Consider the following 15,870-nt stretch of genomic DNA (forward strand, 5'->3'; position numbering starts at 1 on the left):
GTCTTGAGTTCGACTCGGTATTTCAGGTCGATGTAGCTCCAAGCACAACTCGGTCAGTCCCCTCGCCCCCCTCGGGGAGAGGGTTAGGGAGAGGGGTGGTTCTAGAAGTCGATACACATCCAGCCCACACCACAAACAAAAAACCCCGCTTTCGCGGGGTTTTTCGTCACGCCAACTGAGGCTGTGCACTCAATGGCTTGAGCGGCAGCAGTGGCGCATGGGGATCGGCTTTCACCGACTGCCGCCAGGCGTCCAGCCACTCGGCGTGGCCTTCGCTCCAGACCGCCTCATGCAGGCGACCCAATGCAACCGGGTCACTCAGCAGTTGCAGACGCTCATGGTTGTTCAGCCCGGCAGGCCCGGCCTTCAACGCATGACGAACACGGTCCACACGCAACCACTCGATCGGCTCGGCCTGACCGTGACGGGACGTCGCCAGCGAGCACGCCAGGGCGTTCTGCTGCGGATCGACCACGGCGCGGATGAAGCCGTCTTTCAACTGGTGATAACGGTTTTCGTGGGTGTACTGGTCGGTGGCCAGCAGTGCCTGTGGCGGATTGTATTCCTCAGGGATCAGGAACAGGCTCTCGTCACGGGACTTCAGACCCAGACCCACACGACTGGAGATCACCGACACCGGGATCGACAGCATCAACGAACCGACGATCGGCACCAGCCACCAGAGGAAGCTCGGGTTCAGCCAGATCACCAGCAGGGCCCAGAAGAAGCCCAGCAAGGTTTGCGGACCGTGGCGCTTGACCGCTTCGCTCCATGGCGTGGAGTCGTCGTCACGTTGTGGCGAGTTCCAGGTCGCAGCCCAGCCGAGGAACGCGGCGAGTACGAAACGGGTGTGGAAAATCATCCGCACCGGCGCCAGCAGCATGGAGAACAACATCTCCAGCAGCATCGAGAACGTCACCTTGAACTTGCCGCCGAACTCTTTTGCGCCCTTGGCCCAGATCAGGATGATGCTCAACAGCTTCGGCAGGAACAGCAGCACGATGGTCGTTGAGAACAACGCCACGGCCTTGTCCGGATGCCATTGCGGCCACAGTGGATAGAGCTGTCGCGGCTCCATGAAGTACTGCGGCTCCATCAGCGTGTTCACCGCCAGCAGCGCCGTGGACAACACGAGAAAGAAGAACCACAACGGCGCCGACAGGTACGACATCACGCCGGTCAGGAACACCGCACGGTGTACCGGGTGCATGCCTTTGACCAGGAACAGGCGGAAGTTCATCAGGTTACCGTGGCACCAGCGACGGTCACGCTTGAGTTCGTCCAGCAGGTTCGGCGGCAGTTCTTCGTAGCTGCCCGGCAAGTCGTAGGCAATCCACACGCCCCAGCCGGCACGGCGCATCAGCGCAGCTTCGACGAAGTCGTGGGACAGAATCGCACCGGCAAACGCCCCTTTACCCGGCAACGGCGCCAGGGCGCAGTGCTCGATAAACGGCTTCATGCGGATGATCGCGTTGTGACCCCAGTAGTGGGATTCGCCCAACTGCCAGAAGTGCAGGCCTGCGGTGAACAACGGACCGTACACACGGGTCGCAAACTGCTGCATGCGCGCATAAAGGGTGTCCATGCCCGACGCACGTGGCGCGGTCTGGATAATACCGGCGTCCGGCGTGGCTTCCATCAAGCGCACCAGACTGGTCAGGCATTCACCGCTCATCACGGAGTCCGCGTCGAGCACGACCATGTACTTGTAGTCACCGCCCCAGCGACGGCAGAAGTCGTCGAGGTTGCCGCTTTTACGTTTGACGCGACGGCGACGGCGGCGATAGAAGATCTTGCCGAAGCCCTTGGCTTCGCGGCAGACATCCAGCCAGGCCTGTTGCTCGGCCACGCAGATATCGGTTTCGTTACTGTCGCTGAGGACGAAGAAGTCGAAACGGTCCAGGTCACCCGTGGCCGCTACCGATTCGAACGTCGCCCGCAGACCGGCGAATACACGCGGCACGTCTTCGTTGCAGATCGGCATCACCAGCGCGGTGCGTGCGTCCTTGGCAATCGGCTCGTTGCCGGCGCTTTTACCGGAGATACGGTATTTATCGTGCCCGGTGAGCAACTCGAGGAAGCCCATCAACGCGGTCCAGAAACCGGCCGAGACCCAGCAGAACAGAATCCCGAACAGAATCAGGATGCTGGTTTGCAGCGCATACGGCAGCACTTGCGTGGCGGTTTGCAGCAGCGGTTGATGCAGCACTTCGTTCAGGTCGACGAACGACCAGCCCTGGTACGGCATGATGCCTTTCATGTACCAGCCGGCCACGATGGTCTGGCCGAGCATCAGCACCAGCAGAATGTAGCGACGGATCGAACCGACGGTGCGCCAGCGCGCTGCCGGCAACACGCGTTCATCCTTCGGCGGTGCCGGTGGATTGGTGCGACCGGTCATCCGGCGCCAGCCACGCACCAGAATATTGGTGCGCCACGGCTCCGGCACGACTTTGGTCCGACGAATCGGCGGGGTCGCCTTGAGGACGACACGACCACTGGCGTCAACCGCCAGCATCTGCGCTTCTTCCAGTTCTTCAGCACTGTTCAGGAGCAGGCGCTTGCCCACCGAGGCTTGTGCAGCCTCGGCCGGCGCGTCGAACGTCGAGGACGAAAGACGCTGATGCAGTTCACTGAAGGACTGGCAACCCGCGAGTTCCGCGCGCTGTTCGTCGGTCATCGGTAAATGCGCCAGATACTCCGACAGAGTCTCTGGCTTTACTTGAGAATTACTCATCGGCAGGCAACTGGTAGCTCCAGGTTTCGGTCAGGACTTCTTCAGTCGCCGCCGAATCCGGTGTGGCTGGGGCCGCGTCCGCAGCAGCAGGCTGCTTGGCGTCTTTGTTGTCCTTGTTCTTGGCATCGGCAACCGGCTTGGCATCGGCCTGCTTGGCGTCCGCCTGCTTGGCGTCCTTGGCTTCCTTGTCCGTTTTCTCCTGCTGCTTGGCGGCGACTTTGTCGGCCTTGGCAACAGAGGAATTGGAGGCCGGAATCGACGACTTGGCCAGATCCTCAGGCACGATCTTCTCGACCAGGGATGCACGCATCTCGGTGGCCTTGCTCGCGTCCTTGATCTTCATGCGCAGGGTCAGGCGCCAGCCCTTGGTATCAGGGTTGTAGCGCACGGTGTTCTCGACCAGTTCGGCATTGTCGCCAACGCTGACCTGACTGCGCACGTCGGCGGTTTCCGGCAAGGCGGCCAGGGACGGGCCTTCGAAGTCCACCAGATAGGCAACGGTGCCATCCGGCTGACGGATCAGGTTGGACTGTTTGACGTCGCCAGTGGAACGCAGGGTCTGTTTGACCCAGGCGCTGTCCGGAGCGTGGATGGCGGCTTCGTCGATGGTCCAGTGCATGCGATAGGCGACGTCGAGCGGCTGGCCTGGCTCAGGCAGTTTTTCCGGGCTCCAGAAGGCAACGATGTTGTCGTTGGTTTCGTCGGCGGTCGGAATTTCCACCAGGTCTACAGAACCCTTGCCCCAATCGCCTTTTGGCTCGATCCAGGCACTTGGGCGCTTGTCGTAGCGGTCGTCGAGGTCTTCGTAGTGGCTGAAGTCACGACCACGTTGCAGCAAGCCGAAGCCGCGCGGGTTCTCGATGGCAAAGTTGCTCACCGCCAGGTGTTTCGGGTTGTTCAGAGGGCGCCAGATCCACTCGCCGTTGCCGGCATGGATCGACAGACCGCTGGAGTCATGCAGTTCGCGGCGATAGTTCAGCACTTTGGAAGGCTGGTTCGCGCCGAACAGGAACATGCTGGTCAACGGGGCAACGCCGAGCTTGGTGACCTTGTCACGCAGGAACATGCGGGCCTTGACGTCGACCACGGTGTCGCTGCCTGGACGCAGGGTCAGGCGGTAGGCACCGGTGGCACGCGGCGAATCCAGCAGCGCGAAGATCACCAAGTGCTTGTCACCCGGTTTCGGCTGTTGAATCCAGAATTCGGTGAAACGCGGGAATTCTTCGCCGGACGGCAATGCGGTATCGATGGCCATGCCGCGAGCGGACAAGCCATAGGTGTGACCCTTACCGACAACGCGGAAGTAACTCGCGCCGAGCATGGTCATGATTTCGTCTTGCTTGTCGGCCTTGTTGATCGGGTACAGCACACGGAAACCGGCATAACCCAGTTGCTCGGTGGCTTTAGGATCGAACTGCACATCGCCGAAATCGAAACGACTTGGGTCGTATTTGATTTCTTCGACGGTGTTGGCCGTGATTTCGTTGATTTTCACCGGGGTGTCGAAGTGCATGCCCTGGTGATAGAACGAAAGCTTGAACGGGGTTTTCTGATCGGCCCACTCGGCTTTTTCAGTGCGGAAACGAATTTTCTGATAGTCCGCGAATTTCATCTCGCGGAATTCGTTCGGCAGGTTACTGCGCGGGGCTTCGTATTTCTGCCCGGCCAGGTCTTTCGCCTTGACCGACACATCATCCAGGTTGAATGCCCAAAGCTGGCCGGCGCTGAGCAGGCACAGCAGTGCAGAGCCCGCTACCAGAGCGCTTCGGAACCGTTGGGCAGACAATTTTGGTGCATTACAGGGACTAACAATCACGAGCAACCCTCGCCGAAAACAGATCAAAAAACCAACGGCCAGCTATCTATATGCCAGGTTGGCGAGCATTGTTCCGACTCCTATGGGGCTAAATGATTCCCCAACAGGTTCCGGGCAAGTCTCTACCTAAGTCAAAATGGGCCAACGAACGCTGATCCCCGTAGCGCGCGATTATCTAGTAGGCCGCGTTACAACGCATCAGGGGTAACAAAGTATTTATCGCGAAAAACCCCTGTTTTCAGTCGAAATGCCCTTAAAAACATGTTTCAGGGGCTTTCAGGTCTGTAACAGGAAGGTGACCGGGCCATCATTGACCAGATGCACCTGCATATCCGCGCCGAATCTACCTGATGCCACAGTGCCATGCACCTCTTTCGCTTTCTCTAATAGATAGTCGAAAAGTTCTTCACCCAGGGCCGGAGGCGCCGCCGTCGAAAAGCTGGGGCGCAACCCGCTCTTGGTGTCGGCCGCCAGGGTGAATTGCGAGACCAGCAGCAGGCCACCACCGACATCCGCCAGCGACAGATTCATCTTGCCTTCTGTATCACTGAATACACGATAGTTAAGCAGTTTATGCAGAAGTTTGTCGGCACTGGCCCGAGTGTCCCCGGGCTCGACCGCCACCAGCACCAGCAACCCCTGGTCTACTGCGCCAACTACCTCCCCCGCCACCTCGACTCGCGCGCCACGCACGCGTTGCAGCAGACCCTTCATGCTTCTTCTGGCGGCAGATCGAGCAACCGGCGAGCCATCTGACCAGCGGCGCGCACCAACGCATCGGTAATACCCGGTTCGGACGCGGCGTGGCCGGCATCGCGAATGACCTGCAGCTCACTGTTCGGCCAGGCTTGATGCAATTCCCAGGCGTTGTCCAACGGGCAGATCACGTCGTAGCGGCCATGCACGATCACGCCGGGCAAATGCGCGATCTTACCCATGTCGCGAATCAACTGGTTCGGTTCAAGGAAGGCGTTGTTGGTGAAGTAGTGGCATTCGATCCGGGCAATCGACAGCGCGCGCTGCGGCTCAGAGAAGCGATCGACCACCAGCGGGTTCGGGCGCAGGGTCGCGGTCCGGCCTTCCCAGGTGGACCAGGCCTTGGCCGCGTGCATCTGGGCGATCTGATCGTTGCCGGTCAGGCGCTTATGGAAAGCCGTCAGCAAGTCGCCGCGCTCGTCCATCGGGATCGGCGCGATGTAGTCCTGCCAGTAATCGGGAAACAGACGGCTGGCACCGCACTGGTAGAACCACTCGATTTCCTGCGGACGGCAGAGAAAAATCCCGCGCAGGATCAGACCGTGCACGCGCTCCGGATGGGTTTGCGCATAGGCCAGGGCGAGGGTCGAACCCCAGGAGCCACCAAACAGCACCCATTTTTCGATGCCCAGGTGCTTGCGGATGCGCTCGAGGTCGGCAACCAGATCCCAGGTGGTGTTGTTTTCGAGGTTGGCGTGGGGTGTGGAGCGACCGCAGCCGCGCTGGTCGAAGGTCACAATGCGATACAGGTTGGGATCGAAGTACCGGCGGCTCTGTGCATCACACCCGGCGCCGGGGCCACCATGGATGAACACCACCGGCAAACCTTCCGGTGAACCGCTTTCGTCGACGTACAGCGTGTGGGTTTTATCGACGGCCAGATCGTGCCGGGCGTAGGGTTTGATCTGCGGGTACAAAGTCTGCATTGCACGCTCCGTAAAGGGTCGAGGTCATCCCTGGGGGGACTTCAATTATTCTGCCGTCCGGCATCATAAACCCGAATTACGTCAATGAGCATGTCCTTGCAGCGTCAGAGTCTGTCAGCCAGAAACCCGAGCAGGTTTTCATAGAGCCGGTCGACCTCGGCGACCTGCCCCCGGCCGCGTAAACAGCCGTGCACCAGCCCTTCCCCGTAGTACAACTTCGCGTTCACGCCAGCGGCATCGAGCCGTTCGGTGTAGCGCACACCGTCGTCGCGCAACGGGTCGAATTGCGCCACGGCGATCAACGCCGGGGGCAAACCGCTGAGATCGTCGGCGAGCAAGGGCATGGCATAGGCGGTCGATTGTCCGGCGCCACGTAAATAGAGCGCGTGATAACAATCCACGTCGCTGCTGCTGAGCAACGGAGCGTCGGCGCATTCACTGCGGGACGCTGATTGATGATCGCCACCCAGGCCCGGATAAATCAGCACTTGGGCGGCGGGCAACGGCTCGCCCGCATCGCGCAAGGCCAGGCATAACGCAGCGGCCAGATTGCCTCCGGCGCTGTCCCCGGCAACCAGCATCCGCCCTGGATCGAACCAGAACGGCCCCGAGCACAAGGCGCGCCAGACTTTCAGGCAATCTTCGAAGCCTGCCGGGAATGGATGCTCGGGCGCCAGCCGATAATCCACCGCGACCACCATCGCCCCCAATGCCGCCGCGAGTTCGGCGCAGATGAAATCATGAGAGTCCAAATCCCCGACCACCCAACCGCCGCCATGCAGATACAGAATGCACGGCCAGCCGCTGGTCGGCGGCGTCACCGGCGGTCGATAGGAACGCACCGCCACGCCCGCCAGTGTGAAGTCGGTGACCTCAAGCCCGACGGGACGTGGCGGCGTAAACGCCCGGCACATCTCGCTGTAGGCCTGGCGCAACCCGGTGAGGCTGCTGTCGGTGCTGTTGAAGCCGAGGGTTTTCTCGACGAAGGCCGACATTTGGTCTGAGAGGGGATAAGGAGCCATGGGCCTGCTGCTCAAGAAATGATGGTTATCAAGGAGGCCCCTTGTGGGAGCGGGCTTGCTCGCGAAAGCGGTGGGTCAGGCAACATTAATGTCGACTGACACGCCCTCTTCGCGAGCAAGCCCGCTCCCACAGGGTTTGGCGTTTGAGGCTAGTTTTTCAGGCTGGCCTGCACGGTCGCCACACCATCCTTGCCATCAAAACTGCTGACACCGGCCAGCCAGCGCTGAAGGTCTTCCGGGTGATCGCGCAACCACTGCTTCGCTACATCCTGCGGCGTTTTGCGCTCCATGATCGGCACCATCAACTGGCTTTCCTGGGACGCGGTGAAGGTCAGGTTTTCCAGCAGGCGATTCACGTTCGGGCAACGCTCGGCGTAATCCGGGGCGGTCACCGTAGAAACGGTCGCCGCGCCTTCGTTCGGACCGTAGACGTCTTCACTGCCGGTCAGGTAGGCGATTTTCATGTTGATGTTCATCGGGTGCGGGGTCCAGCCGACGAACACCACGAACTCCTTGTGGTTCACTGCCCGCTGCACGGCTGCGAGCATGCCGGCCTCACCGGACTCAACCAGTTTGAAATCCTTCAAGCCGAAGCGATTGGTCTCGATCATGGTCTTGATGTTGGTGTTGGCCCCGCTGCCCGGCTCGATGCCGTAGATCTTGCCGCCGAGCTGATCCTTGAACTTGGCAATATCAGCGAAGGTTTTCAGCCCGGCAGCCGCTACGTAGTCCGGCACGGCGAGCGTGGCCTGGGCGTCGGCCAGGCTCGGCTTGTCCATGACTTTGACTTGGTTGGCGGCGACGAACGGGGCGATGTTCTTGTCCATCGCCGGTTTCCAGTAACCAAGGAAGATGTCGAGGCGCTTGTCGCGGATGCCGGCGAAGATGATTTGCTGCACGGCGCTGGTTTGCTTGCTTTCGTACCCAAGGCCATTGAGCAACACATCGGCCATGCCGCTGGTGGCGATGACGTCGGTCCAGTTGACCACGCCCATGCGCACGGCCTTGCAGGAAGGGTCTTCACTGGCCAGGACGCCGGTGCTCAGAACAGCGGTACCGCAGAGGATTGAGAGACAGCGGGTGAACAGTCTTTTCATCGGAAGGATCTCGTGCGGCAGATTATTGTAGGGGGCCGGCGTCTTCACGCACCGTACTCCGAACATTACGCAGCGCCGAGAGGGTAAAAGCGAACTGTGGCGACCGAGATTTGCACGGTGGCGACAGTGATGGCCTTAAAAGATCGCAGCCTTCGGCAGCTCCTACTGTGACCGTGTGAGAACCCGATCCTGTAGGAGCTGCCGAAGGCTGCGATCTTTTGATCTTAAGCGCTGTAGTGCTTTTGCCCCCAGTCCAACAACCCTTCCAGCAATTCCTTGAGCACCACCTGCGTCGGCGCCGCCAGGTCCGGGCGATAGCGGAACGGTTCGAACTCTTCCATATAAGTGCACTGCCCCAACTCCAGTTGCACCGCGTGGATGTTTTCCGCCGGGTTGCCGTAATGCCGGGTGATGTGGCCGCCCTTGAAGCGTCCGTTCAGCACATGGCTGTAATCGGTGTGCTTCGCGCAGATCGCTTCCAATTGCGTCGCCAACTGTGGATCGCAACTGGCGCCGTTGAAGGTGCCGAGGTTGAAGTCCGGCAGTTTGCCGTCGAACAGGTGCGGGATGATCGAGCGGATCGAGTGCGCGTCGAACAGCAGCGCGTAACCGAACTCGGCTTTGAGCCGCGCCAACTCGTTTTGCAAGGTGGTGTGATACGGCACCCACACCTGCTCCAGATAGGTCGCACGCTCGGCCGCCGACGGTTCCATGCCCTCGCGGAACAACGGAATACCGTCGAACAGGATGGACGGGTACAGGCCGGTGGTGGCGCCGACGTACATCGGTTTGTCGTCGGACGGTCGGTTCAGGTCGATGACAAATCGCGAGTACTCAGCGGCCAGGGTGCTCGCACCCAGTTCAGCGGCAAACTCATACAGCTGCGGAATGTGCCAATCGGTATCGGGCAGGCTGCGTGCGTCGGGAATCAACCCGGCCTCGACCGCCGGGGTCAGGCGCAGGCCGGCGTGGGGCATGCTGATCAGCAGCGGCACGCGACCTTGTTTGAAGTTCAGAACCTTATCCACAACTGTTCTCCTCACTAAATGCTTGTTTCGACGCCATGGCGCACGACGCGTTTTTCCAGGTCACCGCCCAGCCAGTACGACAGGTCGGCGGGGCGATCGATTTGCCAGGCCACAAAGTCGGCGACCTTGCCGACTTCCAGCGAACCGTGAGTCTCGGCCAGGCCCAGCGCGGTGGCGGCATGAATCGTGGCGCCGGCCAGCGCTTCTTCCGGGGTCATGCGGAAACAGGTGCAGGCCATGTTCAGCATCAGGCGCAACGACAATCCCGGCGAGGTGCCGGGGTTGAGGTCGCTGGCGATGGCGATTTTCACCCCGTGCTTGCGCAGGGCCTCCATCGGTGGCAACTGGGTTTCGCGCAGGAAGTAGAACGCACCCGGCAGCAGCACGGCGACGGTGCCGGACTTGGCCATGGCGATGGCGTCGTCTTCGTCCATGAACTCCAGGTGATCGGCCGACAGTGCGTGGTAACGCGCGGCCAGGCTCGAACCATGCAGGGAGGACAACTGCTCGGCGTGCAGCTTCACTGGCAACCCCAGTTCTTGCGCGGTGATGAACACTCGCTCGACTTGTGCCGGCGAGAACGCCAGGTATTCGCAAAACGCATCGACCGCATCCACCAAGCCTTCGGCGGCCAGGGCCGGAAGCATCTCGGCGCAGATGTGCTCGATGTAGTCGTCGGCGCGATCCTTATATTCCGGTGGCAAGGCGTGGGCGGCCAGGCAGGTGCTGCGTACGCTGACCGGCAGCTCGATGCCGAGGCGACGCGCGACCCGCAGCATTTTGCGTTCGTTGGCCAGGTCCAAGCCGTAACCGGACTTGATCTCGACCGTGGTCACGCCATCGCGCAGCAGGCTTTTCAAGCGCTTGGCGGCGCTGGCAAACAGTTCGTCTTCGCTGGCGGCGCGGGTGGCGCGCACGGTGCTGGCGATGCCACCACCAGCCGCCGCGATTTCCGCGTAGCTGACGCCTTGCAGGCGTTGCTCGAATTCACCGCTGCGGTTACCGCCGAACACCGTGTGGGTGTGGCAGTCGATCAGGCCCGGAGTAACCCAGGCCCCTTTCAAATCGTTGACCGCCGGGTATTCGCCGGACGGCAGTTCAGCACGTGGGCCGATCCACTCAATGTGCGCACCGAACGTCACGATGGCCGCATCCTCGATGATCGAGTAGACGCCTTGCGCCATGGTTGCGACGTGGCAGTGTTGCCAGAGCGTTTTCATTGTGGGGTCTCCGTTGGTTTTTGGTTTTTACGGGGTGTCATGGAGATTGACCCCTCACCCTAACCCTCTCCCCAAAGGGGCGAGGGGCCTGACCGAGTTGTTTGTTCGGCTTACTGCGACCTGAAATCGCAAGTCGAACTCAAGTTTTGAAAAGCATAGAGATCGGCTCCCTTTCCCCCTCTCCCCGATGGGGAGAGGGCTGGGGTGAGGGGGTGGTTTTCAAACACGCCGAAAATCCCCCTCAAGTACTCACAAGCTAGGCAACAACTTCGCCGACACCAGTTCATTCAGGCAGCGGGTCGCCAACAGGTCGGTGGCCGCATTGATGTCTGGCGCAAAGAACCGATCCTTCTCATAGAACGGCACTTCAGCACGCAAAATGGCGCGCGCCTTTTCCAGTTTGGTCGACGTTTTCAGACCTTCCCGTAAATCCAGGCCTTGGGCTGCTGCCAGCCATTCCACCGCCAGCACACCGCGGGTGTTTTCGGCCATTTCCCACAGACGTTTGCCGGCGGCCGGGGCCATCGACACGTGGTCTTCCTGGTTGGCGGAGGTCGGCAGGCTGTCCACCGAATGCGGATGGGACAACGCCTTGTTCTCACTGGCCAGGGCCGCCGCAGTCACCTGGGCGATCATGAAGCCGGAGTTCACGCCGCCATTGGCCACCAGGAACGGCGGCAGTTGCGACATGTGCTTGTCCATCATCAGCGAGATGCGGCGCTCGCTCAGGGAACCGATTTCGGCGATGGCCAAGGCCATGTTGTCAGCGGCCATGGCCACCGGTTCGGCGTGGAAGTTACCGCCGGAGATCACATCGCCTTCAGCGGCGAAGACCAACGGGTTGTCGGACACGGCATTGGCTTCGACGGCCAACACTTCAGCCGCCTGACGGAATTGAGTCAGGCAGGCGCCCATGACTTGCGGCTGGCAGCGCAGGGAGTACGGATCCTGGACCTTTTCGCAGTTCTCGTGGGAGTCGGAGACTTCGCTGCGCTCACCGAGCAGATCGCGATAAGCGATAGCCGCGTCGATCTGGCCTTTCTGGCCGCGAGCAGCATGGATGCGCGCATCGAACGGCGAGCGCGAGCCCAGCACCGCTTCAACCGTCAGGGCACCAATGGCCAGGGCGCCGGCGAACAGGTCTTCGCCTTCGAACAGACCGCGCAATGCATAAGCGGTGGACACTTGGGTGCCGTTGAGCAGCGCCAAACCTTCTTTCGCAGCGAGGGTCAGCGGCGTCAGGCCAGCGACTTTCAGCGCTTCGGTGGCTTCCATCCATTCGCCCTTGTAGCGCGCCTTGCCTTCGCCTAGCAGCACCAGCGACATGTGGGCCAAAGGCGCCAAGTCGCCAGAGGCGCCGACCGAACCTTTCAATGGAATGTGCGGGTAAACCTCGGCGTTGATCAGGGCGATCAGCGCGTCGATGACCACGCGACGAATACCGGAAAAACCACGGCTCAGGCTGTTGACCTTGAGCACCATGACCAACCGCACCAATGCGTCGCTGATTGGCTCGCCGACACCGGCGGCGTGGGACAACACCAGTGAGCGCTGCAGGTTTTCCAGGTCTTCGCTGGCGATGCGGGTCGAGGCCAGTAGGCCGAAACCGGTGTTGATGCCGTAGGCGGTGCGGTTCTCGGCGAGGATCTGTTCCACGCAGGCAACGCTGGCCTCAATCTGCGCCGAAGCGCTGTTGTCGAGGGTGATTTTGACCGGGTGCTGATAGATATCACGCAGTTGGGCAAGGCTCAGTTGGCCGGGAATCAAATTAAGCGCAGTCACTTTTATTCTCCTTTTGAGAGTTTTTATTAACTAACCAGACGCTCCGGAAATGTCCGTTGTCCGTCGCTTCCCGACTTTGTGAGAGGGGCTGGCGCCTTGGCACGCTGGTGTTGTGGATTTCAGTTCAGATTCGGTAAAGCCTTGTGCAGCAAAATCGGGTCTTTCAACACGCTGGCAGCGGCGGCGATGTCCGGCGCCAGCCAACGGTCCTGGTCGTAGGCTGGAACGCGTTCGCGCAACAGACGCCACGCCGAATCGGTGCCAGCGCCAAAACGCTGCTCTTTCAGGAATTCAAACGCCTGGGCCGCCAACAAGTACTCGATAGCGAGGATCTGCGTGACGTTCTCCAGGGCGCGATGCAGCTTCAGGGCGGCGTTAGTGCCCAGGCTCAAATGGTCTTCCTGCAGGCCCGAGGTGACGTAGTTGTCGAGCACCGCCGGTTGCGCCAATTGGCGGTTTTCTGCACACAACGATGCGGCGACATACTGGACGATCATCATCCCGGAGTTAACCCCCGGATTGGCCACCAAAAATGCCGGCAAACCGCTGACGTGCGGGTTGATCAAACGGTCCAGACGCCGCTCGGCGATGGAGCCGATTTCGGCCATGGCCATCGCCAGCAAATCCGCCGCCAATGCCACGGACTGGCCATGCGGGTTGGCCTGGGACATCACCCGGAAATCGTCCGGCGTGCCCAGCAGCATCGGGTTGTCGGTGACCGAGTTGAGTTCGGTTTCAATCTGCTGTCGAGCGTGCTCAAGTTGATCGCGAGCGGCGCCGTGGACTTGCGGGATCGAACGGATGCTCAACGCATCCTGAGTGCGAATGCCTTTGCTCGACGCAATCACTTCGCTGCCATCGAGCAGCGCCCGCAGGTTGATGCCGACTTGCTGCATGCCCGGATGCGGCTTGAGCGCGATGATCTCGGCATCGAACGCCGCGATCTGGCCGCGTTGCGCTTCGAAACTCATGGCACCGATCACGTCGGCCCATTGCAGCAGGTGCGTCGCGTCGGCCAGGGCCAGGCAGCTGAGGCCGGTCATGCACGGCGTGCCATTGACCAGGCACAAACCATCCTTGGCGCCGAGCTGAACCGGCTCCAGGCCTTCTTCGGCCAGGGCTCGCTGCGCGGAGACGATCTGCCCGCGATAGCTGACATTGCCGACACCCAGCAGCGCGATGCTGATGTGGGCCATGTGAGTCAGATAACCCACCGACCCCTGGGACGGCACTTGCGGAGTGATACCGCGATTGAGCAGCGCCAGCAGGCCTTCGACCACCCGGCGATGAATACCGGATTTGCCATGGCTGTAGTTGCGAATGGCGGCGCAGATGATCGCGCGGGTCTGCTCGTCGGCCAAGGGCGCGCCGACGCCACAGGCGTGGCTGAGCAAGGTGTTGCGCGACAACTGGCTGAGTTGTTCGTCCTTCAGCGAGACGTTGCACAAGGCGCCGAGGCCGGTGTTGACGCCATACGCGCGCTCGCCGCTGGCGACGATGCGCTGCACGATGGCCTGGGCATTGTCGATCCGCGCCCAGGTCTGGGCCGACAGCTCAAGCTGCGCGCCATGGCGGGCGACGGCTACCACATCCTGCCAACGCAGCGGGGCGTCGGCGATAACGATTTTTTCAGCCTGGGACATCTTCAACCTCTGCGTACAAACCTGAATTTTGATGCAGCTTTTTCCGGCCTCATCGCGAGCAAGCTCGCTCCCACAGGTTTTGTGAACACCGGGGATCCACTGTGGGAGCGAGCTTGCTCGCGATGGGGCCAGCACAGCCGGCACAAATCTGTTAAACCACCGCCGCCCGCCGCTGCACGAACCGGTCGACATACTCATCCGCCGGCGAATGCAGAATCTCTCTTGGCGTACCCACCTGAATCAGGCGCCCGTCCTTGAGGATCGCAATGCGATTGCCGATGCGCACGGCCTCGTCGAGGTCGTGGGTGATGAAGACGATGGTCTTGTGCAGGGTCTTTTGCAGTTCCAGCAACTGGTCCTGCATCTCGGCGCGGATCAGCGGGTCGAGGGCGCTGAACGCTTCGTCCATCAGGATGATGTCGGTGTCCGCCGCCAAGGCGCGGGCCAGGCCTACACGTTGACGCATGCCGCCCGAAAGTTGGTGCGGGTATTTGTTTTCGTAGCCTTTGAGGCCCACGGTGTTGATCCAGTGCAGCGCGCGCTCGGAGCACATTTGCTTGCTCTCGCCACGCACTTTCAAGCCATAGGCGACGTTGTCCACCACGGTCTTGTGCGGCAGCAGGCCGAAGCTCTGGAACACCATGCTGATACGGTGCCGGCGAAATTCGCGCAGGGCTTCCATGTCGTATTGCAGGATGTCCACGCCGTCCACCAGGATCGCGCCGCTGGTCGGGTCGATCAGGCGATTGAAGTGGCGCACCAAGGTCGATTTGCCGGAACCCGACAGGCCCATGATCACGAAGATCTCGCCGGTGCCGATGCTCAGGGACAAATCGTTCACACCGACCACGCAGCCGGTTTCGGCCAGCACCTGATCCTTGGTTTTGCCCTGGCCGATCATGCCCAGAGCTTCCTTGGAACGGTTGCCGAAAATCTTGAAGACGTTTTTGACTTCGATCTTGCTCACGGTTGCGTCGTTCATTTGCTCACCTCATGCCGTGGCCGACCGTACGCTTGAGTAATGCGGTCGATCACCACTGCCAGAATCACGATCGCCAGACCGGCTTCAAGGCCTCGTCCGACGTTGAGGGTCTGAATCCCCACCAACACGTCTTCGCCCAGGCCACGGGCACCGATCATCGAGGCAATCACCACCATCGACAGGGCCATCATGGTGGTCTGGTTGATCCCGGCCATGATGCTCGGCAGGGCCAGCGGCAGTTGCACGCCGAACAGTTGCTGCCAACGGTTGGCACCGAAGGCGTTGATGGCTTCCATCACTTCGCCGTCCACCTGGCGAATGCCGAGGTCGGTCAGGCGAATCAGCGGCGGCGCAGCGTAGATCACCGTGGCGAAAATCGCCGGAACCTTGCCCAGGCCGAACAGCATCAGCACCGGGATCAGGTACACGAAACTCGGCATGGTCTGCATGATGTCCAGCAGCGGCATCAGCACCGAACGCAGGCGATTGCTGCGTGCCGAAAGAATGCCCAGCGGAATGCCGATCAGCACCGAAATGATCGTCGCCACCATCATCAGCGCCAGGGTCTGCATCAGCTTGTCCCAGAGGCCGACCGCGCCGACCAGGAACAGCAGGCCGACGATGACCGCAGTGGTGACCACTTTGCGGGTCGCGTGCCAGGCAACGCCTGCCACGATGAGCAGCATCAGCCACCACGGCGCGGCACGCAGCATGCCTTCAAGGTTGACGATGGCCCACAACAGCGTGTCGGAGATGTGCCGGAACACGTCGCCGTAGTTGGTGACCAGCGAATCGACCCAACTGTTGACCCAGTCGGCGATGGAAAAGGTAAAGCTTTCGGGAAACATAAGAGACTCTCAA

Annotated in this window: 12 protein-coding genes; all 12 read right to left on the reverse strand. The window is 61.0% G+C overall.

Going from position 1 to position 15,870, the window contains the following annotated elements; genetic code table 11:
* Positions 1 to 166: 166 nt before the first annotated feature.
* Positions 167 to 2,737, reverse strand: coding sequence for a glucans biosynthesis glucosyltransferase MdoH (mdoH, locus tag HB680_RS19385; protein ID WP_213940152.1), 2,571 nt, complete (start codon positions 2,735 to 2,737; stop codon positions 167 to 169).
* A complete protein-coding gene (locus HB680_RS19390) occupies positions 2,730 to 4,553 on the reverse strand; it encodes a glucan biosynthesis protein (protein WP_213940153.1) in 1,824 nt (607 codons plus the stop codon). The genes mdoH and HB680_RS19390 overlap by 8 nt, the downstream gene beginning before the upstream one ends.
* Positions 4,554 to 4,829: 276 nt before the next feature.
* Complete coding sequence (gene dtd, locus HB680_RS19395; protein WP_213940154.1) at positions 4,830 to 5,267, reverse strand: D-aminoacyl-tRNA deacylase; 438 nt, start codon at positions 5,265 to 5,267, stop codon at positions 4,830 to 4,832.
* A complete protein-coding gene (gene pip, locus HB680_RS19400) occupies positions 5,264 to 6,235 on the reverse strand; it encodes a prolyl aminopeptidase (protein WP_213940155.1) in 972 nt (323 codons plus the stop codon). The genes dtd and pip overlap by 4 nt, the downstream gene beginning before the upstream one ends.
* Before the next feature lie 104 nt (positions 6,236 to 6,339).
* Positions 6,340 to 7,257, reverse strand: a complete 918-nt coding sequence (locus HB680_RS19405) for an alpha/beta hydrolase (protein WP_213940156.1) — start codon at positions 7,255 to 7,257, stop codon at positions 6,340 to 6,342.
* A 149-nt stretch (positions 7,258 to 7,406) separates the two neighbouring features.
* Complete coding sequence (locus tag HB680_RS19410; protein WP_213940157.1) at positions 7,407 to 8,354, reverse strand: choline ABC transporter substrate-binding protein; 948 nt, start codon at positions 8,352 to 8,354, stop codon at positions 7,407 to 7,409.
* Between the two features lie 224 nt (positions 8,355 to 8,578).
* The gene (gene hutG / locus HB680_RS19415; protein WP_213940158.1) at positions 8,579 to 9,382 is read right to left on the reverse strand and encodes an N-formylglutamate deformylase; all 804 of its coding nucleotides are present in this window, start codon (positions 9,380 to 9,382) and stop codon (positions 8,579 to 8,581) included.
* A gap of 14 nt (positions 9,383 to 9,396) precedes the next feature.
* Complete coding sequence (gene hutI / locus HB680_RS19420; RefSeq protein ID WP_213940159.1) at positions 9,397 to 10,602, reverse strand: imidazolonepropionase; 1,206 nt, start codon at positions 10,600 to 10,602, stop codon at positions 9,397 to 9,399.
* A gap of 249 nt (positions 10,603 to 10,851) precedes the next feature.
* Positions 10,852 to 12,384, reverse strand: coding sequence for a histidine ammonia-lyase (gene hutH / locus HB680_RS19425; RefSeq protein ID WP_213940160.1), 1,533 nt, complete (start codon positions 12,382 to 12,384; stop codon positions 10,852 to 10,854).
* A gap of 119 nt (positions 12,385 to 12,503) precedes the next feature.
* The gene (hutH, locus tag HB680_RS19430) at positions 12,504 to 14,027 is read right to left on the reverse strand and encodes a histidine ammonia-lyase (protein WP_213940161.1); all 1,524 of its coding nucleotides are present in this window, start codon (positions 14,025 to 14,027) and stop codon (positions 12,504 to 12,506) included.
* Positions 14,028 to 14,178: 151 nt separating this feature from the next.
* Positions 14,179 to 15,009: a glycine betaine/L-proline ABC transporter ATP-binding protein gene (locus HB680_RS19435; protein ID WP_213940162.1), complete on the reverse strand. Its 831-nt coding sequence runs from the start codon at positions 15,007 to 15,009 to the stop codon at positions 14,179 to 14,181.
* A complete protein-coding gene (locus HB680_RS19440) occupies positions 15,006 to 15,857 on the reverse strand; it encodes a proline/glycine betaine ABC transporter permease (protein WP_133837848.1) in 852 nt (283 codons plus the stop codon). Before HB680_RS19440 ends, HB680_RS19435 begins: the two co-directional genes overlap by 4 nt.
* Positions 15,858 to 15,870: the final 13 nt, after the last annotated feature.

Source organism: Pseudomonas sp. dw_612 (assembly GCF_018449725.1).
GTDB lineage: Bacteria > Pseudomonadota > Gammaproteobacteria > Pseudomonadales > Pseudomonadaceae > Aquipseudomonas.

Bases quoted from the DNA above. Each gene is read 5' to 3' on its own strand.
- mdoH (WP_213940152.1), bottom strand. From the start codon at position 2,737: ATGAGTAATTCTCAAGTAAAGCCAGAGACTCTGTCGGAGTATCTGGCG.
- dtd (WP_213940154.1), bottom strand. From the start codon at position 5,267: ATGAAGGGTCTGCTGCAACGCGTGCGTGGCGCGCGAGTCGAGGTGGCG.
- pip (WP_213940155.1), bottom strand. From the start codon at position 6,235: ATGCAGACTTTGTACCCGCAGATCAAACCCTACGCCCGGCACGATCTG.
- HB680_RS19405 (WP_213940156.1), bottom strand. From the start codon at position 7,257: ATGGCTCCTTATCCCCTCTCAGACCAAATGTCGGCCTTCGTCGAGAAA.
- HB680_RS19410 (WP_213940157.1), bottom strand. From the start codon at position 8,354: ATGAAAAGACTGTTCACCCGCTGTCTCTCAATCCTCTGCGGTACCGCT.
- hutI (WP_213940159.1), bottom strand. From the start codon at position 10,602: ATGAAAACGCTCTGGCAACACTGCCACGTCGCAACCATGGCGCAAGGC.
- hutH (WP_213940161.1), bottom strand. From the start codon at position 14,027: ATGTCCCAGGCTGAAAAAATCGTTATCGCCGACGCCCCGCTGCGTTGG.
- HB680_RS19435 (WP_213940162.1), bottom strand. From the start codon at position 15,009: ATGAACGACGCAACCGTGAGCAAGATCGAAGTCAAAAACGTCTTCAAG.
- HB680_RS19440 (WP_133837848.1), bottom strand. From the start codon at position 15,857: ATGTTTCCCGAAAGCTTTACCTTTTCCATCGCCGACTGGGTCAACAGT.